Annotated in this window: 24 protein-coding genes; 9 read left to right on the forward strand and 15 right to left on the reverse strand. The window is 73.3% G+C overall.

Features of this window, described 5'->3' with window-relative positions; genetic code table 11:
- Positions 1-203: 203 nt before the first annotated feature.
- The 4 genes from ACIGWZ_RS38670 (at position 204) to ACIGWZ_RS38685 (ending at position 3,109) form a co-directional block, all read left to right on the forward strand.
- Positions 204-2,006, forward strand: coding sequence for an FAD-dependent monooxygenase (locus ACIGWZ_RS38670; RefSeq protein ID WP_400072609.1), 1,803 nt, complete (start codon positions 204-206; stop codon positions 2,004-2,006).
- Complete coding sequence (locus ACIGWZ_RS38675) at positions 1,999-2,085, forward strand: putative leader peptide (RefSeq protein ID WP_342671165.1); 87 nt, start codon at positions 1,999-2,001, stop codon at positions 2,083-2,085. The genes ACIGWZ_RS38670 and ACIGWZ_RS38675 overlap by 8 nt, the downstream gene beginning before the upstream one ends.
- A gap of 77 nt (positions 2,086-2,162) precedes the next feature.
- A complete protein-coding gene (locus ACIGWZ_RS38680; protein ID WP_400072611.1) occupies positions 2,163-2,729 on the forward strand; it encodes a cysteine dioxygenase in 567 nt (188 codons plus the stop codon).
- A 14-nt stretch (positions 2,730-2,743) separates the two neighbouring features.
- Positions 2,744-3,109, forward strand: a complete 366-nt coding sequence (locus ACIGWZ_RS38685; RefSeq protein WP_400072653.1) for a rhodanese-like domain-containing protein — start codon at positions 2,744-2,746, stop codon at positions 3,107-3,109.
- Positions 3,110-3,137: 28 nt separating this feature from the next.
- Here ACIGWZ_RS38685 and recX read toward each other — a convergent pair whose 3' ends face one another.
- Positions 3,138-3,800: a recombination regulator RecX gene (gene recX / locus ACIGWZ_RS38690; protein WP_400072613.1), complete on the reverse strand. Its 663-nt coding sequence runs from the start codon at positions 3,798-3,800 to the stop codon at positions 3,138-3,140.
- 6 nt (positions 3,801-3,806) lie between these two features.
- Positions 3,807-4,940: a recombinase RecA gene (gene recA / locus ACIGWZ_RS38695; RefSeq protein ID WP_400072614.1), complete on the reverse strand. Its 1,134-nt coding sequence runs from the start codon at positions 4,938-4,940 to the stop codon at positions 3,807-3,809.
- Positions 4,941-5,311: 371 nt separating this feature from the next.
- Here recA and ACIGWZ_RS38700 point away from each other — a divergent pair, with 371 nt between their 5' ends.
- Positions 5,312-5,863, forward strand: a complete 552-nt coding sequence (locus tag ACIGWZ_RS38700) for an SMI1/KNR4 family protein (RefSeq protein WP_400072616.1) — start codon at positions 5,312-5,314, stop codon at positions 5,861-5,863.
- 217 nt (positions 5,864-6,080) lie between these two features.
- Here ACIGWZ_RS38700 and ACIGWZ_RS38705 read toward each other — a convergent pair whose 3' ends face one another.
- Both ACIGWZ_RS38705 and ACIGWZ_RS38710 read right to left on the reverse strand, forming a co-directional pair.
- Positions 6,081-7,361 carry an AI-2E family transporter gene (locus ACIGWZ_RS38705; RefSeq protein WP_400072618.1) on the reverse strand — a complete coding sequence of 427 codons (1,281 nt, stop codon included), beginning with the start codon at positions 7,359-7,361 and terminating at the stop codon, positions 6,081-6,083.
- Positions 7,362-7,457: 96 nt separating this feature from the next.
- Positions 7,458-7,652, reverse strand: a complete 195-nt coding sequence (locus tag ACIGWZ_RS38710) for a DUF3046 domain-containing protein (protein WP_400072620.1) — start codon at positions 7,650-7,652, stop codon at positions 7,458-7,460.
- Between the two features lie 350 nt (positions 7,653-8,002).
- Here ACIGWZ_RS38710 and ACIGWZ_RS38715 point away from each other — a divergent pair, with 350 nt between their 5' ends.
- Complete coding sequence (locus tag ACIGWZ_RS38715; RefSeq protein WP_400072622.1) at positions 8,003-8,926, forward strand: hypothetical protein; 924 nt, start codon at positions 8,003-8,005, stop codon at positions 8,924-8,926.
- 36 nt (positions 8,927-8,962) lie between these two features.
- Here the strand turns inward: ACIGWZ_RS38715 and ACIGWZ_RS38720 are convergent, their stop codons facing one another.
- Genes ACIGWZ_RS38720 through ACIGWZ_RS38730 form a run of 3 tightly spaced genes read right to left on the reverse strand, consistent with a single transcriptional unit; the run spans position 8,963 to position 10,990 of the window.
- Complete coding sequence (locus ACIGWZ_RS38720) at positions 8,963-9,271, reverse strand: AzlD domain-containing protein (protein WP_400072624.1); 309 nt, start codon at positions 9,269-9,271, stop codon at positions 8,963-8,965.
- Complete coding sequence (locus ACIGWZ_RS38725; RefSeq protein ID WP_400072625.1) at positions 9,268-10,038, reverse strand: AzlC family ABC transporter permease; 771 nt, start codon at positions 10,036-10,038, stop codon at positions 9,268-9,270. Before ACIGWZ_RS38725 ends, ACIGWZ_RS38720 begins: the two co-directional genes overlap by 4 nt.
- Positions 10,039-10,048: 10 nt before the next feature.
- A complete protein-coding gene (locus ACIGWZ_RS38730; protein ID WP_400072627.1) occupies positions 10,049-10,990 on the reverse strand; it encodes an AraC family transcriptional regulator in 942 nt (313 codons plus the stop codon).
- 124 nt (positions 10,991-11,114) lie between these two features.
- Here ACIGWZ_RS38730 and ACIGWZ_RS38735 point away from each other — a divergent pair, with 124 nt between their 5' ends.
- The 3 genes from ACIGWZ_RS38735 to ACIGWZ_RS38745 all read left to right on the forward strand — a co-directional run bounded on the left by ACIGWZ_RS38735 (position 11,115) and on the right by ACIGWZ_RS38745 (position 17,644).
- Positions 11,115-15,878 (forward strand): DEAD/DEAH box helicase, encoded by a 4,764-nt coding sequence (locus tag ACIGWZ_RS38735; protein ID WP_400072629.1) that lies wholly within the window; start codon positions 11,115-11,117, stop codon positions 15,876-15,878.
- Positions 15,879-15,969: 91 nt separating this feature from the next.
- Positions 15,970-16,794, forward strand: coding sequence for an Fpg/Nei family DNA glycosylase (locus ACIGWZ_RS38740; protein ID WP_400072631.1), 825 nt, complete (start codon positions 15,970-15,972; stop codon positions 16,792-16,794).
- Positions 16,795-16,867: 73 nt separating this feature from the next.
- On the forward strand, positions 16,868-17,644 hold the full coding sequence (locus ACIGWZ_RS38745; protein ID WP_400072633.1) for an SDR family NAD(P)-dependent oxidoreductase: 777 nt from the start codon (positions 16,868-16,870) through the stop codon (positions 17,642-17,644).
- On the opposite strand, the gene ACIGWZ_RS38750 is transcribed toward ACIGWZ_RS38745, so the two are convergent.
- The 8 genes from ACIGWZ_RS38750 to ACIGWZ_RS38785 form a co-directional block, all read right to left on the reverse strand.
- Positions 17,592-17,945 carry a hypothetical protein gene (locus ACIGWZ_RS38750; RefSeq protein WP_400072635.1) on the reverse strand — a complete coding sequence of 118 codons (354 nt, stop codon included), beginning with the start codon at positions 17,943-17,945 and terminating at the stop codon, positions 17,592-17,594. The two genes, ACIGWZ_RS38745 and ACIGWZ_RS38750, sit on opposite strands and share 53 nt — an antisense overlap.
- Positions 17,946-18,112: 167 nt before the next feature.
- Entirely contained in the window at positions 18,113-18,583 is a 471-nt protein-coding gene (locus ACIGWZ_RS38755; RefSeq protein ID WP_400072637.1) for a Dps family protein, read from the reverse strand.
- A 256-nt stretch (positions 18,584-18,839) separates the two neighbouring features.
- Positions 18,840-19,223 (reverse strand): helix-turn-helix domain-containing protein, encoded by a 384-nt coding sequence (locus ACIGWZ_RS38760; RefSeq protein WP_399150982.1) that lies wholly within the window; start codon positions 19,221-19,223, stop codon positions 18,840-18,842.
- A gap of 94 nt (positions 19,224-19,317) precedes the next feature.
- Entirely contained in the window at positions 19,318-19,854 is a 537-nt protein-coding gene (locus tag ACIGWZ_RS38765) for a CinA family protein (RefSeq protein ID WP_400072639.1), read from the reverse strand.
- Positions 19,851-20,501: a CDP-diacylglycerol--glycerol-3-phosphate 3-phosphatidyltransferase gene (gene pgsA / locus ACIGWZ_RS38770; RefSeq protein WP_400072641.1), complete on the reverse strand. Its 651-nt coding sequence runs from the start codon at positions 20,499-20,501 to the stop codon at positions 19,851-19,853. Before pgsA ends, ACIGWZ_RS38765 begins: the two co-directional genes overlap by 4 nt.
- Positions 20,498-21,991: a 30S ribosomal protein S12 methylthiotransferase RimO gene (rimO, locus tag ACIGWZ_RS38775; RefSeq protein ID WP_400072642.1), complete on the reverse strand. Its 1,494-nt coding sequence runs from the start codon at positions 21,989-21,991 to the stop codon at positions 20,498-20,500. The genes pgsA and rimO overlap by 4 nt, the downstream gene beginning before the upstream one ends.
- 103 nt (positions 21,992-22,094) lie before the next feature.
- On the reverse strand, positions 22,095-22,907 hold the full coding sequence (locus ACIGWZ_RS38780; protein WP_400072644.1) for a helix-turn-helix domain-containing protein: 813 nt from the start codon (positions 22,905-22,907) through the stop codon (positions 22,095-22,097).
- Between the two features lie 222 nt (positions 22,908-23,129).
- On the reverse strand, positions 23,130-25,898 hold the full coding sequence (locus ACIGWZ_RS38785) for a DNA translocase FtsK (RefSeq protein ID WP_400072645.1): 2,769 nt from the start codon (positions 25,896-25,898) through the stop codon (positions 23,130-23,132).
- Between the last annotated feature and the right edge of the window lie 90 nt (positions 25,899-25,988).

Raw genomic sequence — 25,988 nt, forward strand, 5'->3', positions numbered from 1 at the left:
CCCGCGCCCGCCCCCCCCCCCCCCCCCCGGGGGGGGGGGGGGGGGGGGGGGGGGGGGGGGGGGGGGGGGGGGCGCGCCCCCCGCCCCCGTCACTTGACGCGAGCCCTCGCAATGGGTTGCATACGCTGTGTGATCACGCACCGGGCTCCCACCGCCAGTTCCCCTGCCCCCCGTCAGCACCGCGAGGCCCAGGGAGCCACCCCGTGGAACCGGTGATCGTCGTCGGGGCCGGCCCGGTCGGCCTCTGCCTCGCCCTCTCCCTGACCCGGCGCGACGTGCCGTGCGTCGTGCTGGACGAGACCGCCGGCCAGGACGACGCCCGTCCCGCCCGCACCGCCGTGCTCCGCCAGGACACCGCGGCCTTCGTCGGCCGCCTCGGCTGCGCCGACACCCTCGAGAGCGAGGGCACCCGGTGGACGGCCTGGCGCACGGTGCGCCGCCGGCGGCTGCTCGAGCGGGTCACCTTCGCCCCCCGGATCCCGGACGATGCGGCCCCCGCCGCCCTCGCCTCCCCGGTGCATCTGCCCCAGCACTCCCTCACCCGTGCCCTGCGCGCCGCGCTCGCCCAGGAGACGCTCGCGCAGATCGTCACCGGCAGCCGGCTGGCCGAGCTGGAGCAGGACGAGCACGGCGTCGGCGCAGGCACCCGAGGCGCCGACGGCACATGGTGGCGCGGGAGCTATCTGGTCGGCTGCGACGGACCGCGTTCGACCGTCCGCAAACTGCTGGGGATCCGCTTCCCGGGCCGTACGTCCGTCGAACGCCATGCCGTCGCCGCGCTGCGCACCGAGCTGCCCTGGCCCGGCGAGGGGCTGCTGCACCGCTCGCCGTCCCGGCAGGGCGGCCCCGGCGGCGGCGAGGTCTCGGCCCGGCCGCTGCCCGACGGCATCTGGCGGCTGGACTGGCTGCTGCCGCCGGGCCGCGACCTGGTCACCCCGGACGCCCTGGTGGCCCGGATCCGCGACTCCCTGGCGGGCTGGGCGGCGGAACCGGGTGACGGCGGCTCCGAGCACCCGCGCGGGCGCGGCGCCGCCCGGGAGGTCCCCCCGTACGCACTCCTCGACACCGGCGTGCACACCGTCCACCACCGGCTGGCCCGGACCTGGCGGCAGGGCCGCGCGTTCCTCGCCGGGGACGCCGCGCATCTGCTGGGCGCGCTCGGCACCCAGGGGCTGGACGAGGGGCTGCGGGACGCCGAGAACCTCGGCTGGAAGCTGGCCCTGGCCTGGCACCAGGGTGCCTCCGAGACGCTGCTGGACAGCTATCAGGCGGAGCGGCGCGGCGCGGTGGCCGCCCGGCTGCGCGCCGCGGACCAGGCGCTGCCGCTGCTGCGGGACGGGGGTGCGGTGCGCTGGCGGACCGTGCTGCCGGGCGCGGCGCGCGGGCAGAGCGCGCTGCTGACGGACGGTCATCTGGGCCGCGGCCCGCTGGGGGCGCCGCCCGCCTACCCCCGTTCCCCGCTCATGCCGGACGCCGGGCAGGCGCATGCCGCGCCGGTCGACACCCTGCCCGGGGCGCCGGTCTGCGATGTGCCGGTGACCGCCGGCGACGGTTCGGTGGTGCGACTGCGGGACCGCCTGGGGCACGGCCTCCTGGTGGTGCTGGTGGCGCCCGGCACCGGCGTCTGGGACCGGCGGCACTGGCAGTCGGCGGGTCTGATGCCGCAGCTGACCAGCGCGGTCGAGGCGCTGCCGATGGCCGCCGAGATCCTGGTCACCGAGGCCTATCCGGGCGCCGCCGCGCACACCGTTATGGTCGTACGGCCCGACGGCCACCTGGTCACGGCGCTGCCCGGCGTCCGCCCGGCCGAGCTGTCCGCGTGCGCGGATGCGGTACGGGGCGGCGGGGTGTCCGGACCCGGGGACTTCGGGGACGGGGGCTCCGGGGACGGTGGCTCCAGGGACGGGGCGGGCGAAAAGGCGGGAACCGGTCCTGCGGCCGACCCGGCCGGTGACCCGGCTGTTGACCCTGTGGGAGCCCCCGTGCTTCACTCCGAAGGTGACTGATCACGGCTCGCGATTCTGGCGGAGGGTCCATCTGGACCTGGTCCGCTACGCGGGCTGCATGTGTCGTCCGTCCGTTTGATCCGCATCTCCTTCCCGCGCGGCCCCGCGCTCCGTACCGGTGGCCGCGCCTCTTCGCGATCACTCAGGACGGTTTTCGTGCCCGACGTACATGCCCCTGCGCGCCCGTACACCAGCGGCGACGGCGCAGACCACGACCGTGGCTCTGACCGTGGCCCCAGCGCCGCGGAGCTCCTCGACTTCGTCCGCCGCACCGCCGCGGACGCCCGACTCATCGCCTCCCTCCCCCTCGACCCCGAAGGCCGCACCTGGATCCGGCTGGACGGGCCGGGCGGCAGCGAGGCCTGGCTGATCGGCTGGCCACCGGGCACCGGCACCGGCTGGCACGACCACGGCGGCTCGCGGGGCGCCTTCGCGACGGCCGCGGGCGAGCTGACGGAACAGTCGCTCGCCGCCCAACTCCCCACCGAGGGCTGGAAAACCCTGGAACTCGCCGATGGCGTGGACCGCGGGCGCACGCTCCGCGACGGCCGCGGCCGGGCGTTCGGCCCGCACCACGTCCACCAGGTGCTCAACCTGTCCCAGGACACCCACGCGGTCTCGGTCCACGCCTACTACCCGCCGCTCCCGCTGATGCGGCGCTACAGCCGCAACGGACCCGTGCTGCGGCTCGAAGAGGTCGAGCGTCCGGAGGAGTGGCAGTGAGCGCCGTCGACGACATGCTCGCGCGGGCCCGCGGCGAACTGCGCCGGGTGCATCCCCGGGAAGCCGCCACGGTCCAGGAGGCGGGCGGACTGCTGGTGGACATCCGGTACGCGGCCCTGCGGGACCGCGACGGCACCATTCCCGGCGCGCTGATCGTGGAACGCAACGAGCTCGAATGGCGCCTCGATCCGACCGGCGACCATCGCGCCCCCGAGGCGACCCACCACGCTCTGCCGGTCGTGGTGATCTGCAACGAGGGCTATGCGTCCAGCCTCGCGGCGGTCTCCCTGCGCCAACTGGGCCTGCACCACGCGACCGACCTGGTCGGCGGCTTCCAGGCGTGGCGGGCGGCGGGGCTGCCGATTGCCCGCACGGCCTGACCGCTCGCCCCCGGCCCGCCGGCCCGCCTCATATCTCCGGCAGATGCCGCTCCAGCATCTCCGGGTCCTCCCCCTCCTCTTCGAGGGCCCGGCGGACCACCCGTAGGGCGAGGCCCTCCGGATAGCCCTTGCGGGCCAGCATCCCGGCCAGGCGGCGCAGGCGCTTGTCGCGGTCCAGGCCTCTGGTCGCCCGGAGTTTGCGGTCGACCAGCTCCCGGGCGGTGGACTCCTCCTGCTCGGAGTCGAGGCGGCCGACGGCCTCGTCGATCAGGGCGGAGTCCACCCCCTTGGTGCGCAGCTCGCGGGCCAGGGCGCGGCGCGCCAGGCCGCGGCCGTGGTGGCGGGACTCCACCCAGGCGTCGGCGAAGGCCGCGTCGTCGATCAGCCCGACGTCCTCGAAGCGGGAGAGGACCTCCTCCGCAACCTCCTCGGGGATGTCCCGCTGACGCAGGGCGTCCCCGAGCTGCTTGCGGGTGCGCGGGCTCCCGGTGAGCAGCCGCAGGCATATCGCCCGCGCCTGCTCCTCCGGCGTGCGCGGTGGTCCCGCCTCGGCCCTCGACGAGGCGGAACCACCGCTGTCCTTACGGCCCTTACGGCCCGTGCGGCCCGTGCCGCCATGACGGGTCTCGGCGTCGCCCGCAGCGCCGGCGGTGGCGTCCTCGCTGCTCGGCCATTCCGTTCGCCGTGTCACGACGGATCAGCTCTTGGCCGTGGCGGCCTTGGACCCCTTGGCGGCCTTGGTCGCGGATGCCGGAGCCGATGCCGATGCCGGTGCCGGTGCGTCGGCCGCCGCGCCCGCGGCGTCGGCGCCGGGCTCCGCCGCCGGGTCCTGCGGCTTCACGCCGATGCCGAGCTTCTCCTTGATCTTCTTCTCGATCTCATTGGCGAGATCCGGGTTGTCCTTGAGGAAGTTACGGGCGTTCTCCTTGCCCTGGCCGAGCTGGTCGCCCTCGTAGGTGTACCAAGCACCGGACTTGCGGATGAAGCCGTGCTCCACACCCATGTCGATCAGACCGCCCTCGCGGCTGATGCCCTGGCCGTAGAGGATGTCGAACTCCGCCTGCTTGAAGGGCGGGGAGACCTTGTTCTTGACGACCTTCACGCGGGTGCGGTTGCCGACCGCGTCCGTGCCGTCCTTGAGGGTCTCGATACGGCGGATGTCCAGGCGCACCGAGGCGTAGAACTTCAGCGCGCGGCCACCGGTCGTGGTCTCCGGCGAGCCGAACATCACGCCGATCTTCTCGCGGAGCTGGTTGATGAAGATCGCGGTGGTCTTGGACTGGTTCAGCGCGCTGGTGATCTTGCGCAGGGCCTGGCTCATCAGCCGGGCCTGGAGGCCGACGTGGGAGTCGCCCATCTCGCCCTCGATCTCGGCCCGCGGCACCAGGGCGGCGACGGAGTCGATCACGATGAGGTCGAGCGCGCCGGAGCGCACCAGCATGTCCACGATTTCCAGGGCCTGCTCGCCGTTGTCCGGCTGGGACAGGATCAGGGCGTCGGTGTCCACGCCGAGCTTCTTGGCGTACTCCGGGTCGAGCGCGTGCTCGGCGTCGATGAACGCAACGGCGCCACCGGCCCGCTGGGCGTTCGCGACGGCGTGCAGGGTCAGGGTCGTCTTACCGGAGGACTCCGGACCGTAGACCTCGATCACGCGGCCGCGCGGGAGGCCGCCGACACCGAGCGCCACGTCGAGCGCGGTGGATCCGGTGGGGATGACCTCGATGGGTTCCTTCGAGCGCTCCCCCATGCGCATCACGGCGCCCTTGCCGAATTGCCGTTCAATCTGTGCGAGCGCGGCGTCCAGCGCCTTCTCGCGGTCAGTGCCTGCCATGGGTTCCACCCGATTTGCTTGAGTCGATCGCTTCACGTCCATGACGCTAACGCCTGCCACTGACAATGCGCCCGGACCCGGCTCCGGCCTGTGGATAACTCCGCGGAAAGTGCCCCGGAACACAGGCCGGAACCCCAATAAGAATGGATGTTCGATTTTGGTGTCAAGCGTGCCGCACCCGGCCGGCAGGGACCGTGTCCCGTGCCGGCGAGCCTTGATGGTGCGCCTCCGAACCCTGATGGACGCGAGTCCGTGCCACCGAAGTCCGAATGCCCTGGTCAGAGGCCCCGCCACCGAAGCCCGCCACCGGTAGCCGTGGAGCGCGAAAGTGCGGCGGACCGGGGCGCGGATGTCATTGCTACGGTCGCCGGATGACCAGCTGGGACGTGGGCGGCGTACGCGCACGGATACGGGAGATGGCGGCACTGGACCCGGGGCGGGAGCGCTTCGGGGCGGACGGGCACCGGTACGAGCTGACACCTCGGCTCCCGGAGGCGGAGATCCGGGCGTTCGAGGAATCCCACGGTAGCGATCTGCCGAGGGAGTACCGGTCCTTCGTCGCGGAGGTGGGCAACGGCCCCGCCGGTCCCGGCTACGGGTTGATGCCGTTGACCGTTCCCCGCCCGGAGGCCGGCGGGGAGTGGGCCGTGGACGACGAGTGGCAGGAAGACCGACGTCCGGGCCGGCTCGCCGCGCCGTTCCCTCTCACCGCTCCCCTGCCCGGCCGGATCGGCGCACCTGCCGATGCGCTGACCCGGGGCACGCTCATGCTGGCCGAACAGGGTTGCGGCATCTTCACCCGGCTGGTCCTGAACGGCCCGCGCACCGGCGAGGTCTGGCAGATCGATCCGGACTGGGGCGGTTTCGTGCCGGTGGGCACCGGCTTTCGCGCCTGGTACACCGATTGGCTGGAGAGCCCGTAAGCGCGGGTCATGCCGTCCGAGCCAACCTGTCGGCCCCGGCGCAAGCCGCGTCAGGAGCGAGCGCCCCAGGCCACTCGAACTCGGCCGGCACACGCTCACCGTTCGTTGGCACAGGACGGACCGGTTCGGCGCGTGCCGCGGGACGTCGCGCCGGGCGCCGGCCTCCCCGTGGCGCCCCGCCCGCACCCACCATGACTCGGCTCCCGCCCCCCACGGCTCAGCCCTCGGCCGCCCCGTCCCGCTCGTCGGCCGTACCCCGCTCGCCCGGAGCGCCGCCGCCGTCCGCGCTCGCGGCCCGGTCCTCGAGCGGGGCCTGCGGCGGTACGTCGTGGAGCGTCCGGCGGACGCGGGCGAGGGCCCTGGCGCCGCGCATGCGGCGGCCCCTGCCGTGGACGCGGGGGTCGTCGGTGACCTCGTAGCGCTTGACGTAGGCGCCCAGGAACGCCTGCAGCGTGGCGGTTGCCGGGATCGCGATCAGGGCACCGACCGCGCCCATCAGGGCCGTGCCCGCAACGACCGAGCCGAAGGCGACGGCCGGGTGGATGTCCACGGTCTTGGCGGTGATCCGGGGCTGGAGGAGGTAGTTCTCGAACTGCTGGTAGATCACGACGAAGCCGAACACCCACACCGCGTACCAGGGGTCGACCGTGAACGCGATCAAGATGGGCAGCGCGCCCGCCAGATAGGTGCCGATGGTCGGTATGAACTGCGAGACCAGACCGACCCACATGCCCAGCGCGGGGGCGTAGGGCACGCCCAGGATCTCCAGCAGGACGTAGTGCGCGACACCGGAGATCAGCGCCATCAGCCCGCGCGAGTAGAGGTAGCCACCGGTCTTGGCGACCGCGATCTCCCAGGCGCGCAGCACCTCCGCCTGCCGTCGCGGCGGCAGGACCGAGCACAGCGCACGGCGCAGCCGGGGGCCGTCGGCGGCGAAGTAGAACGAGAACAGCGCCACCGACAGGAGGTTGAACAGGCTGCCCAGCACCTGCGCGGAGACGGCGAGGACGTTGTTGGCGCTGTCCTGGACGTACTTCTGCAGCCAGTCGGACCGGAGCAGATTGTTCTGCACCTCGACCCGGGAGAGGTGGGTGTGGAAGGTGCTGTTCGACCAGCTGATGACGGAGTCCAGATACTGCGGGAACTCCTCCACCATCTTGGCGATCTGGCCGGCGAGCATGGAGCCGAGCAGCGCGAAGAACCCGGCCGCGGCGACGAGGATGCCGAGGAAGACCGCGCTGGTGGCCACCCCGCGGCGTACCCCGCGGGCCGCCATCCAGTCGACGGCCGGCTCGACGGCCAGCGCGAGGAAGAACGCGATCAGAATGTTCAGCAGCAGCGTGATCAGCTGGTGGAAGCCCCAGGTGGCGAGCTGGAAGCAGGCCACCAGGGCGAGCGCGAGCACCATGGCCCGCGGCAGCCAGCGCGGCATCCGCGCCTCGGGCCGGTCGTCGGGGCGTGGAGCGTCGTTGCTGGTGATCTCATCTGTCGCGGACACCCAGCCAGTGTCGCGTACGGCTCCGACAATCCCGGCCCTGCCCCGAAAATCCGTCGGCCATGATCGTCGGCAGCGCCCCGAGCGCTGCCGACGGGCTCACTGCTTGTCGTACGGGACGTCCATCGTCGCGCAGACCACCCGCCACACCTCCTTGGCGCTCCACCCCGCATCCAGCGCCTCGTGCACGGTCCGGCCGCCGAGGCCGGACATCACATGATCACGCGCGAAGGAGTCGGCGTACGCCGCACCGAAGTGGTCCGCCATCCGCTGCCAGAAGATCGTCAACCGCATATGTTCCGCTCCGCACCCGCTCTGAACTGCATGTTCCTGCCTCCCGCACCGCCGCCGGGGGTTCCCGGGGAGCGCGCCTCCCCGTGGCGGCAGGCATCCATGGCGGCGCGCCTCGTGTGCCGGTGTCGGCCATGAAGTGTGTGTATGTACGCAGCGTACGGCCAGGGTCGGCACGCCGGGGCCGGCACGTCCCGGCCCGCGCCGCTCGCCCCGCCCCGGCCGCGTACCGTTCCGCGGGCCGGCCGTCCACGGCCGGAAACCGTCAACCGCACGCCCTGCGCTGTCCCGCCCTGGGAGGGAGCCGGGCGCGAGCCGGTGTCACCGGACGGTTTCGGCCCTACGGTCGTGCCATGGCCGAAAATGTGAGCCCGCCATCGACTCCCCTGGCGCGCGCCGAGCGCTTCATCTGGCTGACCGCCCGGGTGCTGGAGCAGCGGCTCTTCGAGTACCACTTCCTCGGCGGCGGTGCGGACGCGGTGCAGACCGCGCTCGCCGCGTACCGCAATGACGACGACGGCTACGGACACGCGCTGGAACCCGATCTGCGCGGCCCGGTCAGTCAGCCGCTGCACACCGCACACGCCCTGAAGGTCCTGCACCGCATCGGGCGCTGCGACGGCCGCCAGGTGGAGCGGATCTGCCGCTATCTGACGCGGATCTCCACCCCGGAGGGGGCGCTGCCCGCGCTGCACCCGTCACTGCGCGGGTATCCGGCGGCGCCCTGGATCCCGGTGGTCGACGATCCGCCGAGCGCCCTGTTGTCCACCGGCCCGGTGGTGGGCGTACTCCACCGCAACGAGGTGTGGCACGCCTGGCTGTTCCGGGCCACGGACTACTGCTGGGCGACGGTGGAGTCCCTGGAGGAGACCCATCCGTACGAGGTCGAGGCGGCGGTGGCCTTCCTGGACGGCGCCCCGGACCGCCCCCGGGCGGCCGCCGCGGCGCGACGGCTGGGCAAGCTCGTACGGGACCGGGGGCTGGTGCTGCTGGCCCCGGAGCGGGCGGCGGAGGTCCCGGTGTCCCCGGGGTACGCCCCCGGGGAGCACCACCTGGCGTACGACTTCGCGGCGGCGCCCGACTCGCTGGCCCGCCAGTGGTTCAGCGACGCGGAGATGGACCGGGCGCTGGACCACCTCGCCTCGCTCCAGGGGGAGGACGGCGGCTGGCCGGTCAACTGGCGGGTGTGGGCACCGGGGACGGCACTGGAGTGCCGCCCGATGGTGACCCTGGAGGCGCTGCTGACCCTGCGGGCCTACGGGCGGCCGGTCGGCTGAACGGGGCGGACCCCTCGCCGCTCCTCCGGGGGACGGTCACCCGCCCAGGGCCCGCACCCCGGCGGCGACGGCCACCGCGACGCCGACGACCAGGAGGAACGGCGCCCGCAGGACGAGCGCGACGGCCGCGGCGGCCACCCCCGCGGCCTTGGCGTCCAGCATCAGGTGCTGGCCGTCGCTGAAGGTCTGCTGGGCGGTGAGCGCGGCGAGCAGGGCCACCGGAAGGAGCGCGGCCAGCCGCTTGACGAGCGGGCGCTCCAGGATGCCGGCGGGCGCCAGCAGGCCGAGGTACTTGACCAGGTAGCAGCCGACGGCGGTGACGCCGATCGCGAGCCAGACGTTCATGACCGGTCCTCCCGGGGGTCGGCGTGGGGGGCGGCGGTCCCGGTGGCGCGCTCGCGTCGCCCCTGGACGAACAGGACGGCGGGGGCGGCGAGCGCCGCCAGGAGCACCGGTACGCCGGCGGGCAGCACCGGCAGCGTCACCAGGGCCAGCACCACCGCGAGGCCCGCGGCGACCCGTTCGACGGTGGTTTTGAGCATCGGGGCGAGCAGCGCCAGGAAGACGGCGGGCGAGGCGGCGTCCAGGCCCCAGGCCTCGGTGTCGCCGAGCGCTTCGGCGCCCAGGGCGCCGCCGAGGGTGGTGAGGTTCCACAGGACGTACAGGCTCAGCCCGGTGACGGTGAAGCCGAGGCGGGCGCTGCGCCGGTCGGGCTGGGCCATGGTGACGGCGGTGGTCTCGTCGATGACCCAGTGGGCGGCGAGCGGTTTGACGGCGGCCCGGTAGCCCAGGAGGGCGGACAGCCGCAGGCCGTAGAAGGCGTTGCGGGCGCCCAGGAAGAACGCGCCGGCGGCCGCGGTGAGCGGGTTGCCGCCCGCGGCGAGCGCGCCCACCAGGGCGAACTGTGAGGCCCCGGTGAACACCAGGAGGCTGAGCGCGCAGGTCTGCAGGACGTCGAGCCCGGCGCCGGCCGAGGTCACGCCGAAGGCGAAGCCGGAGAGGCCGACGGCGATGCCGACGCCCAGCGCGTCCCGGATGACGGCGGAGTCCGGTTCGGCGGGCCGGTCGGGCGCGGGCCGCACCGGAGCGGGTATCTGTGTCTGTTCTGGCACGCCTTCGACGCTACGGGGCGGCGGCGTCGGCAGTCTTGTACGTTCTTGCGCCCCCGGCCTGCGCCGCGCGCTCCCGCCGGTAGGCGCCGGGCGGCACCCCGACGATGCGGGTGAAGTGCCGGTTCAGATGCGGCTGGTCGGTGAACCCCACGGCGAGGGCGGCCTCGGCGGGCGCGCTGCCCGCCTCCAGGAGACTGCGGGCGCGGCGCACCCGGGCGTCGGTGAGCCAGGTGTGCGGTGGCATCCCGTACGCGCCCTTGAAGGCCCGCAGCAGCGCGAACGGGCTGGTCCCGAGCTCCTGCGCGAGCTTCTCCAGGGAGGGCGGGTCGGCCATCCGCTCGCCGAGCAGGACCTTGGCGCGGGCGGCGGTGCGGGCGCCCGCCGTACGGGGAGTGCGGGCCGGGAGCGGGCCTCCGTAGCGGCGCAGCAGCCGGGCGACGGCGAGGCGCAGGAGGGTGTCGGCGGCGAGGGCGTTGCCGGCCTCGGCGGCCCGGTGGACCTCGGTGATCATGCGGCCGAGGTGCGGGTCCTCGCTGACGGTCTCGGCGAATCCGGCGGTGCCGCGCAAGGTGGTGGTCTCCTCGGCGATCTCGGCGACGAGGGCGGCCGACGGGTAGAGCGTGGCGTAGGCCCAGCCTTCGGGGGCACCGGCCCGCGCGGTGTGCGCCACCTCCGGGTTGATCATGATGATCTCGCCGAGTCCGGCGCGGACCAGGCCCTGGGCGAAGCCGACCTCCTCGATGCCGTCGGTGACCGCGCAGACGACGTACCCGTCGTGGGCGTGGCGCGGGAAGGAGTGCCGGACGTAGCGGGCGCGCAGCAGGTCGAGGCCGGGCAGCCCGGGGTAGCTCCAGTGGCGGGCCCATTCGCCGCGGGCCCGCGGCGCGACGTCCGGGCCGCTTCCGCCGCAGGCTGCGGTGCCGCCCGCACCGTCCTCGCTCCCCGTGATCATGCTTCCATTCTGCGCCCGGCGGGCGGCGCGCGGCGGGCGCGTCCGGACCGTGGACGGCGGCCGCGCGCCCGCTCCGTACGGCCTCGCGGCCGCATTGTCAGTGGCCCGGTGCACGATGGAGGACATGGCCAAGTCAGCGCTCGATGCGTTCTCGCCCGCGACCCGCAGTTGGTTCGGTGGGGCGTTCAGCGCGCCCACCGCCGCGCAGGAGGGCGCATGGCGCGCGATCGGCGCGGGCTCGGACGTCCTGGTGGTGGCGCCCACGGGATCCGGCAAGACCCTCGCGGCGTTCCTGGCCTCGCTGGACGCGCTGGCGTCCGCGCCCCCGCCCGCCGAGCCCAAGAAGCGCTGCCGGGTGCTGTACGTCTCGCCGCTGAAGGCCCTCGCCGTCGATGTCGAGCGCAATCTGCGCAGCCCGCTGACGGGCATCCGCCAGGAGGCCGTGCGGCTGGGGCTGCCCGAACCGGACATCACGGTCGGCATCCGCTCCGGCGACACCCCGCCCGCCGAGCGCCGCTCGATCGCCAACCGCCCGCCGGACATCCTCATCACCACCCCCGAGTCGCTGTTCCTGATGCTGACGTCCTCGGCCCGGGAAGCCCTGGCGGGTGTCGAGACGGTCATCCTGGACGAGGTGCACGCCGTCGCCGGGACGAAGCGGGGTGCGCATCTGGCGCTCTCCCTGGAGCGGCTGGACGAACTGCGCGGCGCGGGCTCCGAGGGGCGCGCGCGCCCGGCCCGCCGGATCGGGCTGTCGGCGACGGTGCGCCCGGTGGAGGAGGTCGCCCGCTATCTGTCGCCGCAGCGCCGGGTGGAGATCGTCCAGCCGCCGTCCGGCAAGCGGTTCGACCTCTCGGTGGTCGTCCCGGTGGAGGACATGGGGGTACTGGGCGGCTCTCCCGTGCAGGAAGGCGATACGGGCGAGAAGCCGTCCATCTGGCCGCAGGTCGAGGAGAAGATCGCCGATCTCGTCCAGGCGCACCGCTCCACGATCGTCTTCGCCAACTCCCGCCGCCTGGCGGAGCGGCTGTGCAACCGCCTGAACGAGATCGCCTACGAGCGGGCCCACGGGGAGCCGCTGCCGGAGCACCACTCCCCCGCCGAGCTGATGGCCGAGGCCGGGGCCGCGAAGGGGGCGCCGCCGCTGCTGGCCCGTGCCCACCACGGTTCGGTCTCCAAGGAGCAACGCGCCCAGGTGGAGGAGGACCTGAAGGCGGGCCGGCTGCCCGCCGTGGTCGCCACCTCCAGCCTGGAGTTGGGCATCGACATGGGTGCGGTCGATCTGGTCGTCCAGGTGGAGTCGCCGCCGTCGGTCGCCTCCGGGCTGCAGCGGGTGGGCCGGGCCGGCCACCAGGTCGGCGCCGTGTCCCGCGGCATCGTCTTCCCCAAGTACCGCGGCGATCTGGTGCAGGCCGCGGTGGTCACCGAGCGGATGCGTTCCGGTGCCATCGAGGCGCTGCGGGTGCCCGCCAATCCCCTGGACGTGCTGGCCCAGCAGATCGTCGCGATGACGGCGCTGGATTCCTGGGACGTCGAGGAGCTGCTGGCCGTCGTCCGGCGGGCCGCGCCGTTCGCCGCCCTCCCCGATTCGGCGTTCACCGGCGTGCTGGACATGCTCGCCGGCCGCTACCCCTCCGACGCCTTCGCGGAGCTGCGGCCGCGCATCGTCTGGGACCGCATCGCGGGCACGGTCACGGGCCGCCCCGGGGCGCAGCGGCTGGCCGTCACCTCCGGTGGCACGATCCCCGACCGCGGGCTGTTCGGCGTCTTCCTGGCCGGCTCCGAATCCGGCAAAAGCGGCGGGCGCCGGGTGGGCGAGCTGGACGAGGAGATGGTCTACGAGTCCCGGGTCGGCGATGTCTTCACGCTCGGCACGACGTCCTGGCGCATCGAGGACATCACCCGCGACCGGGTGCTGGTCACCCCCGCCCCCGGGGTGCCGGGCCGGCTGCCCTTCTGGAAGGGCGACCAGCTGGGCCGCCCCCTGGAGCTGGGCCGCGCGCTCGGCGCGTTCCTGCGCGAGCTCGGCTCGCTGGCCCCCGAGGGCGCCCGCGCCCGCCTCTTGGCCGCCGGTCTCGACGCCTGGGCCACCGACAACGTCCTGGGCTATCTCGCCGAGCAGAAGCAGGCCTGCGGCCATGTCCCGGACGACCGCACGATCGTGGTCGAGCGGTTCCGCGACGAGCTCGGCGACTGGCGGGTGGTCGTCCACTCCCCCTTCGGCGCGCAGGTCCACGCCCCCTGGGCGCTGGCCCTCGGCGCCCGCCTCGCCGAGCGCTACGGCATGGACGCCCAGGTGATGCACGCCGACGACGGCATCGTGCTGCGGCTGCCGGACGCGGATCTGATGGGTCTCGACCTCCTCGACGGCGACGCCTTCGATCCCGCCACCGACGCCGGCCTCGGCTCCCGGGGCACGGAGTACGACCCCGAGCAGTCCCCGGTCGGGGCCGCCGATGTCGTCTTCGACCACGGCGACGTCGACCAGCTCGTCACCGACCAGGTGGGCGGCTCCGCGCTGTTCGCCTCCCGGTTCCGCGAATGCGCCGCCCGCGCCCTGCTGCTGCCCCGCCGCAGCCCCGGCAAGCGCACCCCGCTGTGGCAGCAGCGCCAGCGCGCCGCGCAACTCCTCCAGGTGGCGAGCGAGTTCGGCTCCTTCCCCATCGTGCTGGAGGCGGTCCGCGAATGCCTCCAGGACGTCTTCGACGTACCGGGCCTGACGGAGCTGATGGGCGACATCGAGGCCCGCCGGGTCCGCCTGGTGGAGGTCACCACCCCCGAGCCGTCCCCGTTCGCCCGCTCGCTGCTGTTCGGCTATGTCGCCCAGTTCCTCTACGAGGGCGATTCCCCGCTCGCCGAGCGCCGCGCCGCCGCCCTGTCCCTGGATTCGAGGCTGCTGGCCGAGCTGCTGGGCCAGGCCGAGCTGCGCGAGCTGCTGGACGCCGAGGTGCTGGCCGAGCTGGAGCGCGAGCTGCAGTGGCGCACGGAGGACCGCCGGGTCAAGGACGCCGAGGGCGTCGCCGATGTGCTGCGGCTGCTCGGGCCGCTGACCGACGCCGAGCTGGCCGAGCGGGGCGCGGAGCCGTCGTGGGCCGGGGAGCTGGCCGCCGCCCGCCGCGCCATCCGGGTGCGGATCGCCGGCGCCGACCACTGGGCGGCCGTCGAGGACGCCGGACGGCTGCGGGACGCGCTGGGCACGGCGCTGCCGGTCGGCGTCCCGGAGTCGTTCACCGAACCGGTCAAGGACCCGCTCGGCGACCTCCTCTCCCGGTACGCCCGCACGCACGGCCCGTTCACCTCCGACCGGGCCGCCGCCCGCTTCGGCCTCGGTACGGCCGTGACCGACGGCGCCCTGCACCGCCTGGCCGCCGCCGGCCGCGTCGTCCAGGGAGAGTTCCACCCCGCCGGCATCGGCCAGGAATGGTGCGACGCCCAGGTGCTGCGCAGGCTGCGCCGCCGTTCGCTCGCCGCGCTGCGCGAGGAGCTGGAGCCGGTGCCGCCCGCCGCCCTCGCCGCCTTCCTCCCCCAGTGGCAGCACGTCAGCGGCCCGGCGGCGGGCCCGCGCGGCGGCTCGTCGTACGGCCTGCGCGGCATCGACGGCCTGGTCCGCGCCGTCGAGCAGCTCCAGGGCGCCCCGGTCCCCGCCTCCGCCCTGGAAAAGCTCGTCCTGCCGTCCCGCGTCGGCGAGTACACCCCCGCCCTCCTGGACGAACTCACCGCCACCGGCGAGGTGGTGTGGGCCGGCGCGGGCGCGCTGCCCGGCAAGGACGGCTGGCTCTCCCTCCATCTCGCCGACACCGCGCCCCTGCTGCTCCAGCCCCCGCTCCCCCTCGAGCTGACCGCGCTGCACGAATCCGTCCTGGCCGCCCTCGCCCCCGGTTACGGCCTGTTCTTTCGCCAGATCGCCGACCAGGTCCGGGCCACCACCCACCCCGACGTCCCCGACCCCCAGCTCGCCGACGCCGTGTGGGACCTGGCCTGGTCGGGGCGGCTCACCAACGACACCCTGGCCCCGCTGCGCGCCCTCCTGGGCTCGGGCCGTACGGCCGGCTCCACCGCCCACCGGGCACGGCGGTCGGTGCCCCGCGGCCGATACGGGTCGCTGACCGGCGCCACAGGCCGCCCCACCGCCTCCCGCAACGGCCCCCCGACGGTCGGCGGCCGCTGGTCCCTGCTCCCCGCCCCGGAGCGGGACGCCACCCATCGCGCGCACGCCCTGGCCCGCACGCTCCTGGACCGGCACGGCATCGTCACCCGCGGCGCGGTCGCCGCCGAGGGCGTCGAGGGCGGATTCTCCGCGGCGTACCGTGTGCTGGCCGCCTTCGAGGAGTCCGGGCAGGCTCGCCGCGGCTATGTCGTCGAGGGGCTGGGCGCCGCCCAGTTCGCGATGGACGGCGCGGTCGACCGGCTGCGCGCGGTCAACACCCGACGGGAGCGCACCGCCGACGACGGCCCGCTCGACGACGACCCCGCCCGGTCCCGCGGGGACGGCCCGCGGCGCGCGGTCCTCCTGGCGGCCGCCGACCCGGCCAACGCCTACGGCGCCGCCCTGCCCTGGCCCGATCCCCCCGAGGGCTCGACCCACAATCCGGGACGCAAGGCGGGCTCCCTGGTCGTCCTCGTCGACGGCGAGCTGGCGCTCTACATGGAGCGCGGCGGCAAGACCCTGCTGGTCTGGCCGCTCGGCCGGGACGCCACCGAGCACGGCACCGACGCCCGCGTCCGGCCCGCCGTGGCGGCGCTGTGCGAGGCCGCCCGCGCCGGCGCCCTCGGCACCCTCACCACCGAACGCATCAACGGCACCGCCGCCCTCACCTCCCCCTTCGCTCCCGTCCTCGAGTCCGCCGGCTTCCACCCGACGCCGCGCGGATTCCGGCTACGGGGGTGACGGGGCGCCGCGCCGGGCCGTGGGCGCCCCCGCCGATCCCCGGCCCCGGCGCCGCCCGGCGCCGCCCGGCGCCGCCCGGCATGATGGTTCCATGCCCGAAGGCGACACCGTCTGGCGTCTGGCCGAGCGTCTCGACGAAGCGCTCGCCGGCGCCCCGCTGACCCGCTGCGATCTGCGCGTCCCCCGCCTCGCCACGGTGGATCTGACCGGCCGGAGCGTGCTGGAGGTGGTCCCCCGCGGCAAGCATCTCCTCACCCGTATCGAGGGCTCCCTGACCCTCCACTCCCATCTGCGGATGGACGGCGCCTGGAAGATCTACGCCCCGGCCGAGCGCTGGCGCGGCGGCCCCGCCCACCAGATCCGGGCGATCCTGGGCACCGCCGGGCACACCGCCGTCGGCTACCGCCTACCGGTCCTCGATCTGCTGCGCACCGCCGACGAGCCCCGGGTCGTCGGCCACCTCGGCCCCGACCTCCTCGGCCCGGACTGGGACCCGGCCGAGGCCCTGCGCCGGCTGCTCGCCGACCCCGGACGCCCGCTGGGCGAGGCACTGCTGGACCAGCGGAATCTGGCCGGTATCGGCAATGTCTACAAGTCCGAAGTGTGCTTCTTGCTGGGCGCCTCCCCCTGGCTCCCCGTAGGGCGGCTGCCCGACCCGGAGCGCGCCCCGGCGCTCGCCCGGAAGCTCCTCGAAGCCAACAAGCGCCGCCCCGTACGCACCACGACCCCGTCGGGCTACCGCCCACGCCCGTTCGAGGGCAGCGGAGGAGCCCGCCCCGACCGCCGCCTGTGGGTCTACGGCCGCGCCGGACGCCCCTGCCCGCGCTGCGGCACCCCCGTGCGCACCGCCGACCAGGGCCCCGCCACCGAGGAGCGCATCACCTACTGGTGCCCGGCCTGCCAGCCGGCCCCGTAGCGGCCAACCGGCCGCCGAGGCTTCTCCCGCACGCCAATTGACGCCCCGTCAGATCGCTCCCTACCCTCACCCCATGGCCCTCACGGCGTACGACCTCACCGGCCGCACCGCGCTCGTCACCGGCGCGGCAAGCGGGATCGGCCGCGCCACCGCCACCCTCCTCGCCGAGGCGGGCGCCACCGTGCACTGCGCGGATCTCGACGGCCGAGGAGCCGCGGCGACCGCCGACGCCATCACCGCATCGGGTGGCGCCGCGCACCCGCACACCGTCGACGTCACCCGGCACGACCAGATGGCCGCCGCCGTCGAGGCGGCCCGGCGCACCACCGGCCGCCTGGATGTGCTGGCCGCCATCGCCGGGATCATGCATTCCTCCCCCGTCCTGGAGACCACCGACGCGGACCTGGACCGGGTCTGGAACACCAACTTCAAGGGCGTGCTGCACGGCTGCCAGGAAGCCGCCCGCGTCATGATCGACACCGGCACCCGGGGCAGCATCGTGACCATGGCCTCCGGCGCCATCGACACCGGCGCGCCCGGTCTGCTCTGCTACGGCGCGGCCAAGGCCGCCGTCGTCCAGCTCACCAAGACGCTGGCCACGGAGGTCGGCCGGTACGGAATCCGCGTCAACGCCGTCGCCCCCGGCTGGATCCGTACGGCGATGACCGACCGCCACAGCGCCGAGGCCCAGCAGCAGGCGGAGGGGCCGATGATCCGGATGTCCCCCCTGGGGCGGGTGGGCGAGCCCGAAGACATCGCACACGCCGTGCTGCACCTGGCCTCGGACGCCTCGTCCTTCACCACCGGCCAGATCGTCCGCCCGAACGGCGGCGTCGCCATGCCCTGGTGACCGCCGTCCGGATCCCCCTCAGCGAGGCCCCACGCCCCGCCACGCCCTTCCCGCGGCCCACCCAGGGCACGCAGTGCACGGGCAACAGGCTCAGCCCCCAGCCCCCCAGTACCACCGCCCCCTCGACCGTCCCCGCCGCCCGCGGCTCCAGCGTCAGCCGGAGCGCGGCCCACCACCACAAGGCCCCGATGAGGGCCCCGGCTATCCAGCGGCCGGGTACGACCCGGGGGCGCCGGACGGCCCGGGGGCGACCCGCCGGCCGTCCACGCGGTCCGCGGGCCCGGATGTCATGCCGCGCCATGGCTTGCCTCCCTCGGCCGACGCTAGACGGGTCCGCAGCCGTACGGGAGAGCGCACCGGGGCGCACGCGGGGCGCGGTGGGATATGCCACGCCCGATCGCGGGCGGGGCACCCCACAGCGGGCCGCGCGGCCGGTCACCGGAGCCCACCGTCAGGCCGCCCGCCACGTCACTGGGACTCCGCCTGGAACATCCAGTGATGTTTCTCCAGGTCGGCGGTGAGGCCGATGAGGATGTCCTGGCTGACCGGGTCGGGGTCCGCGGTGTCGATGATGCGCTCGCGCATCCGCTCGATGACCGCCGCCAGGCCCGTCACCAGCGTCTGGATCACCTCGCCGTCCTTGACCCAGCCGTCCGGCACCTCGCTGATCCCGCTGGTCTTGGCGACCGTCGCGGCCCGTCCGTCCGGCGCCACGCCGATCGCCGAAGCCCGCTCGGCAACGGTGTCCGCGTGTGCGCGCGCGGTGTCCACGACCTCGTCGAGCTGGAGATGCACGGAGCGGAAGCGCGGGCCGACGACGTTCCAGTGCACCTGCTTGGAGATCAGGGAGAGATCCACCAGGTCGACGAGGGCTCCCTGCAAGGCGTTCCCGACAATGGCGCGGTCGCCGTCGGACAGCGGACTGTTGACCACAGACATCGAGCTACTCCTGTTCGCGCGGAATCTTGGCGTTACGCGGATCTACGTAGCTCTCTGCGCATCCGGGTAGCCAGGCGCCTGTCCACGTAGCCCGACGGAGATTCACCCCATTTCTCCGTTTCGCCCATCGTATAAACGATCGAGCCTTTTGGGGCAGGTCAAGAGGGCCGGCCGAGGTTCCGCCCCGGGCCCGCGCGGGCAGCACAAAGCCCCGGTCGACCGCTGCCGACCGGGGCTTTTGTGGATGTACGAAGTGTCAGGCCGCGACGACATCCACGACGTCGGCCGGGGACTTGATCGTCACACGGTCCTCCGGCACACCGGCCAGAGACGTGACGGACACCGCATTGAGCTTCGGCCGCACCGGTGCCGGTACCGGGTCGCTCGCGGCCGCGGACGCTGCCAGCTCGGCGAGCGCCAGCTCATCGCTGACCTCCCGCATGAGCTCTGACATGCGCACGTCCAGCGCGTCACAGATCGCCGAGAGCAGCTCGGAGGACGCCTCTTTCTGCCCTCGCTCCACCTCGGACAAATAGCCGAGCGACACCCGGGCGGAGGAAGAGACCTCGCGCAGGGTTCGGCCCTGGCGCTGACGCTGTCGGCGCAGCACGTCACCCAGCAGGCGACGAAGCAGAATCATCGCTGGCTCCCTCCTCGGACCTCGGATCCGGATCCTTCTCGCCCCACCGTACCGCCTTGGGCCCTGGCCGTGCCGGGCGCGAGTTCGTGTTCACTCAGGGCTGCAAACATCCATTCCCCCCGTGTTGTTCCGTATCCTGTGCCGCACATTTTTCTGTCAGTTCGCTCAACAACAGTGCGAGCGCGGCATCGACGGTGTCCCGGCGGATCCGGTCGCGATCCCCGTCCAGCGCCAGCCGGCGCACCTCGCCGGCACCGTCCGGCCCCACGACCGCGATGAAGACGGTGCCCACGGGCTGTCCGTCCTGCGGTTCGGGCCCGGCCACACCGGTGGTCGCGACGGCCCAGTCGGCGCCGAGCACCCGCCGGGCACCGCTCGCCATCTGCCGGGCGACCTCGGCGTCGACGGCCCCGCGCGCGGCCAGCAGCGCACCGTCCACACCCAGCACATCCCGCTTGACCTCGGTCGCATACGCCGTCACCCCGCCCCGCACCACCCGCGAGGCCCCGGGAACGGCGGTCAGCTCGGCCGCCACCAGGCCGCCGCTCAGCGATTCGGCCACCGCCAGGCGCTGCCCGCGCCCGGCAAGCGCCTCCAGCGCCCCGGCCGCCGCAGAACCCGGCCCGGTCACCGTGCGGCTTCCCGCTCGGCCCGCTCGGCGCGCTCCCTGGCCAGCCCGGCCCGGCGCAGCATGACGGCCTGGCGGACGTAGTCGAGGCCGGTGGCCACCGTCAGCACGACGGCCACCGCCATCACCCACCAGCGGAAGGTGGCCAGCGGCCCGGTCAGCACCAGGACGTACATCCCGACCGCGGTGCCCTGGGCAAGCGTCTTGATCTTGCCGCCACGACTGGCCGGAATCACACCGTGCTTGATCACCCAGAACCGCATCAGCGTGATGCCGAGCTCCCGGAAGAGGATCAGGCCCGTCACCCACCAGGGCAGATCCCCCAGCACCGACAGGCAGATCAGCGCCGCGCCCATGATCGCCTTGTCCGCGATCGGGTCGGCGATCTTGCCGAAGTCCGTGACCAGGTTGTACGTGCGCGCCAGATGCCCGTCGAAGACATCGGTGATCATGGCGATGGCGAAGGCCGCCCAGGCGAACGCGCGCCAGGCCGGATCGTGGCCGCCGCCGTGCATCAGCAGCAGCACGAACGCCGGGACCAGCAGCAGCCGCAGCATCGTCAGGACGTTGGCGATGTTCCACAGCCCGGCCTGCCCGACGGCCGGCGCCGTGCGCGGCCCGCCGGCGGCGGAAGCCGGGACTCCGCTCATCTCCCCGCCTCCTCGGTACACGCGGTGCCGTCCACCGACAGCACCTCGGCCACGAGATCGACGCCCTCGCTCGCAACAACCTTCGCTTCGACCATACGACCGGGAACGAGGTCCCCGCCGTCCAGGCCGTTCGTCAGGATCGTGCAGCCGTCGGTCTCCGGCGCCTGGTGCGCGGCCCGCCCGACGACGCCGTCCTCCTCGTCGATCCGGTCCACCAGCACCCGCAGCGTCTCGCCGACCCGCTCCTCCGCGCGCTGCGAGGTCAGCTCCTCGGCCAGCCAGGACACCCGCGCCAGCCGCTCGGCGACCACCTCGGGATCGACCTTGTTCTCGTAGGAGGCGGCCTCGGTGCCGTCCTCGTCGGAGTAACCGAAGACGCCGATCGCATCCAGGCGCGCCTCGGTGAGGAAGCGCTCCAGCTCGGCCAGGTCGCTCTCGGTCTCGCCCGGGAAGCCGACGATGAAGTTGGAGCGGGCACCGGCCTGCGGCGCCTTCGTACGGATCGTCTCCAGCAGCTCCAGGAAGCTGTCGGTGCCGCCGAAGCGCCGCATGGAACGCAGCACGCCCGGCGCCGAGTGCTGGAAGGACAGATCGAAGTACGGCGCGACCTTGTCCGTACCGGTCAGGACGTCGATCAGGCCCGGCCGCATCTCGGCGGGCTGCAGATAGCTGACCCGGATCCGCTCCATGCCGTCGACGGCCGCCAGCTCCGGCAGCAGCGTCTCCAGCAGGCGGATGTCGCCGAGGTCCTTGCCGTAGGAGGTGTTGTTCTCGGAGACCAGCATGACCTCCTTGACGCCCTGCTCGGCCAGCCAGCGGGTCTCGCCGAGCACATCCGAGGGGCGGCGGGAGATGAACGAACCGCGGAAGGACGGGATCGCGCAGAACGAGCAGCGCCGGTCGCAGCCGGAAGCCAGCTTCACCGAGGCCACCGGGCTGCTGCCGAGTCTGCGGCGCAGCGGCGCCCGCGGCCCGGAAGCGGGCGCGACGCCCTCCGGCAGGTCCTCCGGGGGAGTGTCCTGGGCGTGGCCGGGCAGCGCGACCTGGTCGGCACCCTGGCGCTCGGCCGGGCTGATCGGCAACAGCTTGCGGCGGTCGCGCGGGGTGTGCGAGGCGTGGATGCCGCCGTTCAGAATGGTCTGGAGGCGGTCGGAGATATCGCTGTAGTCGTCGAAGCCGAGCACGCCGTCGGCCTCGGGCAGCGCTTCGGCGAGTTCCTTGCCGTAGCGCTCGGCCATGCAGCCGACGGCGACGACGGCCTGGGTCTTGCCGTGATCCTTGAGATCATTGGCTTCCAGCAGGGCGTCGACGGAGTCCTTTTTTGCGGCCTCGACGAATCCACAGGTGTTGACGACGGCGACATCCGCGTCGGCGGCTTCCTCGACGAGCTCCCAGCCGTCCGCTGCCAAGCGGCCTGCGAGCTCCTCCGAGTCCACCTCGTTACGGGCGCAGCCAAGAGTGACAAGGGCGACGGTACGGCGTTCGGGCATAGGGCTCAGCCTACTTCGTCCCACCGACAGCCTTGGCGCGCAGGTCTGTACCACCGGTCCCAGGCGCCCCGGGCCCGGCGGCGGACGCGGCTTCCGGCCCCGCTCAGCCCGCCTGGGGGTCTCCCGGGGTGTAGCTCAGCCGCTCCACGGAACCCTCGTCGCCGACCCGCTTGACCTCCTTGCCGTTGACGTACAGCTGTACGGCGCCGGCATTGCCCAGCACAAGATCGATCCGCTTCTTGTCGGTGAAGGTCTTGGACTCGCCCTTCTTGAGCAGGCCGTCCTGGAGGAGCTTGCCGTTGGCGTCCTTGGCCGAGACCCAGCTCTGGCCGTCACGGGCGGTCACCTTGATCGTGACCTTGTCCTTGGGCAGCCCGGCGATCGCGCTCTCGGACGGGGCGGGGACCGTGGGCTTGACCGTCGGCCTGGTGGTGTTCGGCGCCGGCGCCGGCTTCTTCTCGGCGTTCGCCGTCCCATCGGCCGAGACCGGGCCGTCGGCGCCCTTGCCGCCGCCGTTGAACAGCGTGAAGCCGACGAATCCGATGACGGCGACGATCGCCGCGACCATCGCGGCGGTCCAGTTGGGTCGGCGCGGCTCGGAGCGGATCCGCTCGGCCTCGAAGAGCGGTGCGGGAACGGTCGGCTCGGGACGCCCGCCGTGCTCGGCGTCGAACTGGGTGATCAGCGGTTCGGGATCGAGATCGACGGCGCGGGCGAGCGTCCGGATGTGTCCCCGCGTGTAGACGTCGCCGCCACAGCGCGAGAAATCGTCCTGTTCGATCGCATGAACGATCGGGATGCGCACCCGCGTGGTCGTACTGACCTCTTCAACGGTCAGTCCTGCTCCGACACGGGCCTGCTGGAGGGCTCGACCGACGGAAGGCCGGTCGTCTTCGGGAGAGTTGCCGATGGACACGGGGGCGCCTTTCGAGCGTGTAGCCACCTGCTGGAGGTTCAGTCTAGGGGTGGAGCGAAAGGGTCGGGCAAGCGGGAGAGCGGAGTTTGTACGCCATCAGAACGCCTGGCACGGTGCCGCGAACGCAATGATGAGCCATCATTCCCGCACCTCCCTCAACTTGACGTATCAGCAGGAGAAACGGTTGCTTTCTCTCACGTACGAGTGACCCGGATGGATGTGCTACTCGGTAGCCTCCCCCCGGATGACCGAGAGCACTCCGTCCAATTCATCCGGCTTCACCATGACATCCCGTGCCTTGGAACCCTCGCTGGGCCCGACGATGTTGCGCGATTCCATCAGATCCATCAGCCGTCCGGCCTTGGCGAAGCCCACCCGCAGCTTGCGCTGGAGCATCGACGTCGACCCGAACTGGGTGGAGACCACCAGCTCGGCGGCCTGACACAGCAGGTCGAGGTCGTCGCCGATGTCCTCGTCGATCTCCTTCTTCTGCTTGCCGCCCACCGTGACGTCGTCACGGAAGACCGGCGCCATCTGGTCCTTGCAGTGCTGCACGACGGCCGCGACCTCGGCCTCGGTGACGAAGGCGCCCTGCATCCGGACCGGCTTGTTCGCACCCATCGGCAGGAAGAGCCCGTCGCCCTTGCCGATCAGCTTCTCGGCACCCGGCTGGTCGAGGATGACCCGGCTGTCGGCGAGCGAGGAGGTGGCGAACGCGAGCCGGGAGGGCACATTGGCCTTGATCAGGCCGGTGACCACATCGACCGACGGGCGCTGGGTGGCCAGCACCAGATGGATGCCGGCCGCGCGGGCCAGCTGCGTGATGCGGACGATGGAGTCCTCCACATCGCGCGGCGCGACCATCATCAGGTCCGCCAGCTCATCGACGATGACCAGCAGATACGGGTACGGCGCCAGCTCCCGTTCGCTGCCCTCGGGCGAGCTGACCTTGCCCTCGCGGACCGCGTCGTTGAAGTCGTCGATGTGCCGGAAGCCGTACGCCGCGAGATCGTCGTAGCGCAGATCCATCTCCCGCACCACCCACTGCAGCGCCTCGGCGGCCCGCTTGGGGTTGGTGATGATCGGCGTGATCAGGTGCGGGATGCCCTCGTACGCGGTCAGCTCGACCCGCTTGGGGTCGACCAGCACCATCCGGACGTCCTCCGGCGTGGCGCGCAGCATGACCGAGGTGATCAGACAGTTGATGCAGGAGGACTTGCCGGAGCCCGTCGCGCCCGCCACCAGGACGTGCGGCATCTTCGTCATGTTGGCCATGACATAGCCGCCCTCGACGTCCTTGCCGAGCGCCACCAGCATCGGGTGGTCGTCGCCCGCGGCATCGGCCAGCCGCAGCACATCGCCGAGGTTGACCATCTCGCGGTCGGTGTTGGGGATCTCGATGCCGACCGCGGACTTGCCCGGGATCGGGCTGATGATCCGGACGTCGGGGCTGGCCACGGCGTAGGCGATGTTCTTGGCCAGCGCGGTGATCTTCTCGACCTTGACGGCCGGGCCCAGCTCGACCTCGTAACGGGTGACCGTCGGACCCCGGGTGAAGCCCGTGACCGCCGCGTCGACCTTGAACTCCTGGAAGACGTTGGTCAGCGAAGCCACTATCGCGTCGTTCGCGGCGCTCCGGGTCTTGCCGGGCCCACCCCGCGCGAGCAGATCCAGGGACGGCAGGGCATAGGTGATGTCGCCGGACAGCTGCAGCTGCTCGGCACGCGGCGGCAGATCGCCGGACGGCTCGGGCGCGGCCTTGGTGAAGTCCGGCACGGCCGGGGCGGGCCCGTCCGCGGGCCGCTCCGCCTCACGGGCCGGCGGCACCGCGCCGCTCTCCCCCCGGCTGTCCTCGTAGTCCTGGCGCTCCCCGGAGACCGAGCTGCTGAGCCCGGCGACCAGCGGCGAGGGCTGGACGCCGTGCAGCACCGCGCCGTCCAGCGCGGCGGCGGCCGCGGCGGCGACATCCACCGCGTCCATCGGCCGGTCCAGGGCGGGCTGCGCGGCGCCCCGGCGCGGGCGGCGCCGCCGGGACAGCGCCTCTTCCTCGTACGCCTCCGGATCCTCGGCGGCGCCGCGGCGCGCCGTCCGGGCGGGCTGCTCGCGCCACTCCTCCGCATACCGGTCCGCGTCCTCGAAGTCCGCCTCGGGCTCCGCGGGCGAGAACACCCCCAGCCTGATGCCCACCGCGCGCAGCCGCTGCGGGATGGCATTGACCGGCGTCGCGGTGACCACCAGCAGTCCGAAGACGGTCAGCAGCACCAGCAGCGCCACCGCCAGGGTCTGCCCGACGGTGAAGATCAGCGGCTTGGACGCCGCCCAGCCCACATAGCCGCCGCCGTCCTGTATCGCGGCGAGCCCGTCGCCCCGGCCCGGCGACCCGCACGCCATCGCCACCTGTCCGAGGATCCCGACGACCAGCGCGGACAGCCCGATGACGATCCGACCGTTGGCCTCGGGCTGCTCGGGATGCCGCATCAGCCGCAGGGCGATCACGCCGAGCAGTATCGGCACGACCAGATCCAGTCGCCCGAAGGCACCGGTGATCAGCAGCTCGACGAGATCGCCGACCGGACCGCTCAGGTTGGACCAGGTGCCGGCCGCGATCACCAGCGCCAGGCCGAGCAGCAGCAGCGCCAGGCCGTCCTTGCGGTGCGCCGGGTCGAGGTTCTTCGCGCCCCGGCCGAAGTGGCGGAACATCGCCCCGATGCCGTGCGCCGCCCCAAGCCAGCAGGCGCGGACGACGCGGTAGACGCCACCGGTCGGCGAGGGCGCCGGCGTCGGGGCGGCCTTTTTGGCGGGCGCCTTCTTCGCCGGAGCCTTCTTCGCGGCCGCGGTCTTCTTCACCGGCGGCTTCTTGGCGGGCGCCCGCTTCCCGGAAGACGGCTGCTTCGCGGCGGTCTTCTTCGCGGCGCCCCCGGCCTGTCCGGCGCGCTGCTTGGCGGGTCCCGCCTTGCTCTGGGTTCCCTTGCCGGACGTACGTGAGGCCATGGCGACGAGATTACAGGCGACGGCAAGCGTGTCACGAGCGCACGCCGCTTCACCCATTCGTGTCGCGCGTCCGTCTCATGAGAGACCGTC

Source organism: Streptomyces sp. NPDC053427, assembly GCF_044544985.1.
Lineage (GTDB): Bacteria > Actinomycetota > Actinomycetes > Streptomycetales > Streptomycetaceae > Streptomyces.

What these genes read in the sequence shown, in the direction of transcription:
- rimO (WP_400072642.1), bottom strand. Translation starts at nt 21,991, where the DNA reads ATGCCCGAACGCCGTACCGTCGCCCTTGTCACTCTTGGCTGCGCCCGT.
- ACIGWZ_RS38710 (WP_400072620.1), bottom strand. Translation starts at nt 7,652, where the DNA reads ATGCGGTTGACGATCTTCTGGCAGCGGATGGCGGACCACTTCGGTGCG.
- ACIGWZ_RS38740 (WP_400072631.1), top strand. Translation starts at nt 15,970, where the DNA reads ATGCCCGAAGGCGACACCGTCTGGCGTCTGGCCGAGCGTCTCGACGAA.
- ACIGWZ_RS38720 (WP_400072624.1), bottom strand. Translation starts at nt 9,271, where the DNA reads ATGAACGTCTGGCTCGCGATCGGCGTCACCGCCGTCGGCTGCTACCTG.
- ACIGWZ_RS38685 (WP_400072653.1), top strand. Translation starts at nt 2,744, where the DNA reads ATGCTCGCGCGGGCCCGCGGCGAACTGCGCCGGGTGCATCCCCGGGAA.
- ACIGWZ_RS38745 (WP_400072633.1), top strand. Translation starts at nt 16,868, where the DNA reads ATGGCCCTCACGGCGTACGACCTCACCGGCCGCACCGCGCTCGTCACC.
- ACIGWZ_RS38760 (WP_399150982.1), bottom strand. Translation starts at nt 19,223, where the DNA reads ATGATTCTGCTTCGTCGCCTGCTGGGTGACGTGCTGCGCCGACAGCGT.
- recA (WP_400072614.1), bottom strand. Translation starts at nt 4,940, where the DNA reads ATGGCAGGCACTGACCGCGAGAAGGCGCTGGACGCCGCGCTCGCACAG.
- ACIGWZ_RS38750 (WP_400072635.1), bottom strand. Translation starts at nt 17,945, where the DNA reads ATGGCGCGGCATGACATCCGGGCCCGCGGACCGCGTGGACGGCCGGCG.
- ACIGWZ_RS38785 (WP_400072645.1), bottom strand. Translation starts at nt 25,898, where the DNA reads ATGGCCTCACGTACGTCCGGCAAGGGAACCCAGAGCAAGGCGGGACCC.
- ACIGWZ_RS38700 (WP_400072616.1), top strand. Translation starts at nt 5,312, where the DNA reads ATGACCAGCTGGGACGTGGGCGGCGTACGCGCACGGATACGGGAGATG.
- ACIGWZ_RS38735 (WP_400072629.1), top strand. Translation starts at nt 11,115, where the DNA reads ATGGCCAAGTCAGCGCTCGATGCGTTCTCGCCCGCGACCCGCAGTTGG.
- ACIGWZ_RS38755 (WP_400072637.1), bottom strand. Translation starts at nt 18,583, where the DNA reads ATGTCTGTGGTCAACAGTCCGCTGTCCGACGGCGACCGCGCCATTGTC.
- ACIGWZ_RS38730 (WP_400072627.1), bottom strand. Translation starts at nt 10,990, where the DNA reads ATGATCACGGGGAGCGAGGACGGTGCGGGCGGCACCGCAGCCTGCGGC.
- ACIGWZ_RS38715 (WP_400072622.1), top strand. Translation starts at nt 8,003, where the DNA reads ATGGCCGAAAATGTGAGCCCGCCATCGACTCCCCTGGCGCGCGCCGAG.
- pgsA (WP_400072641.1), bottom strand. Translation starts at nt 20,501, where the DNA reads ATGAGCGGAGTCCCGGCTTCCGCCGCCGGCGGGCCGCGCACGGCGCCG.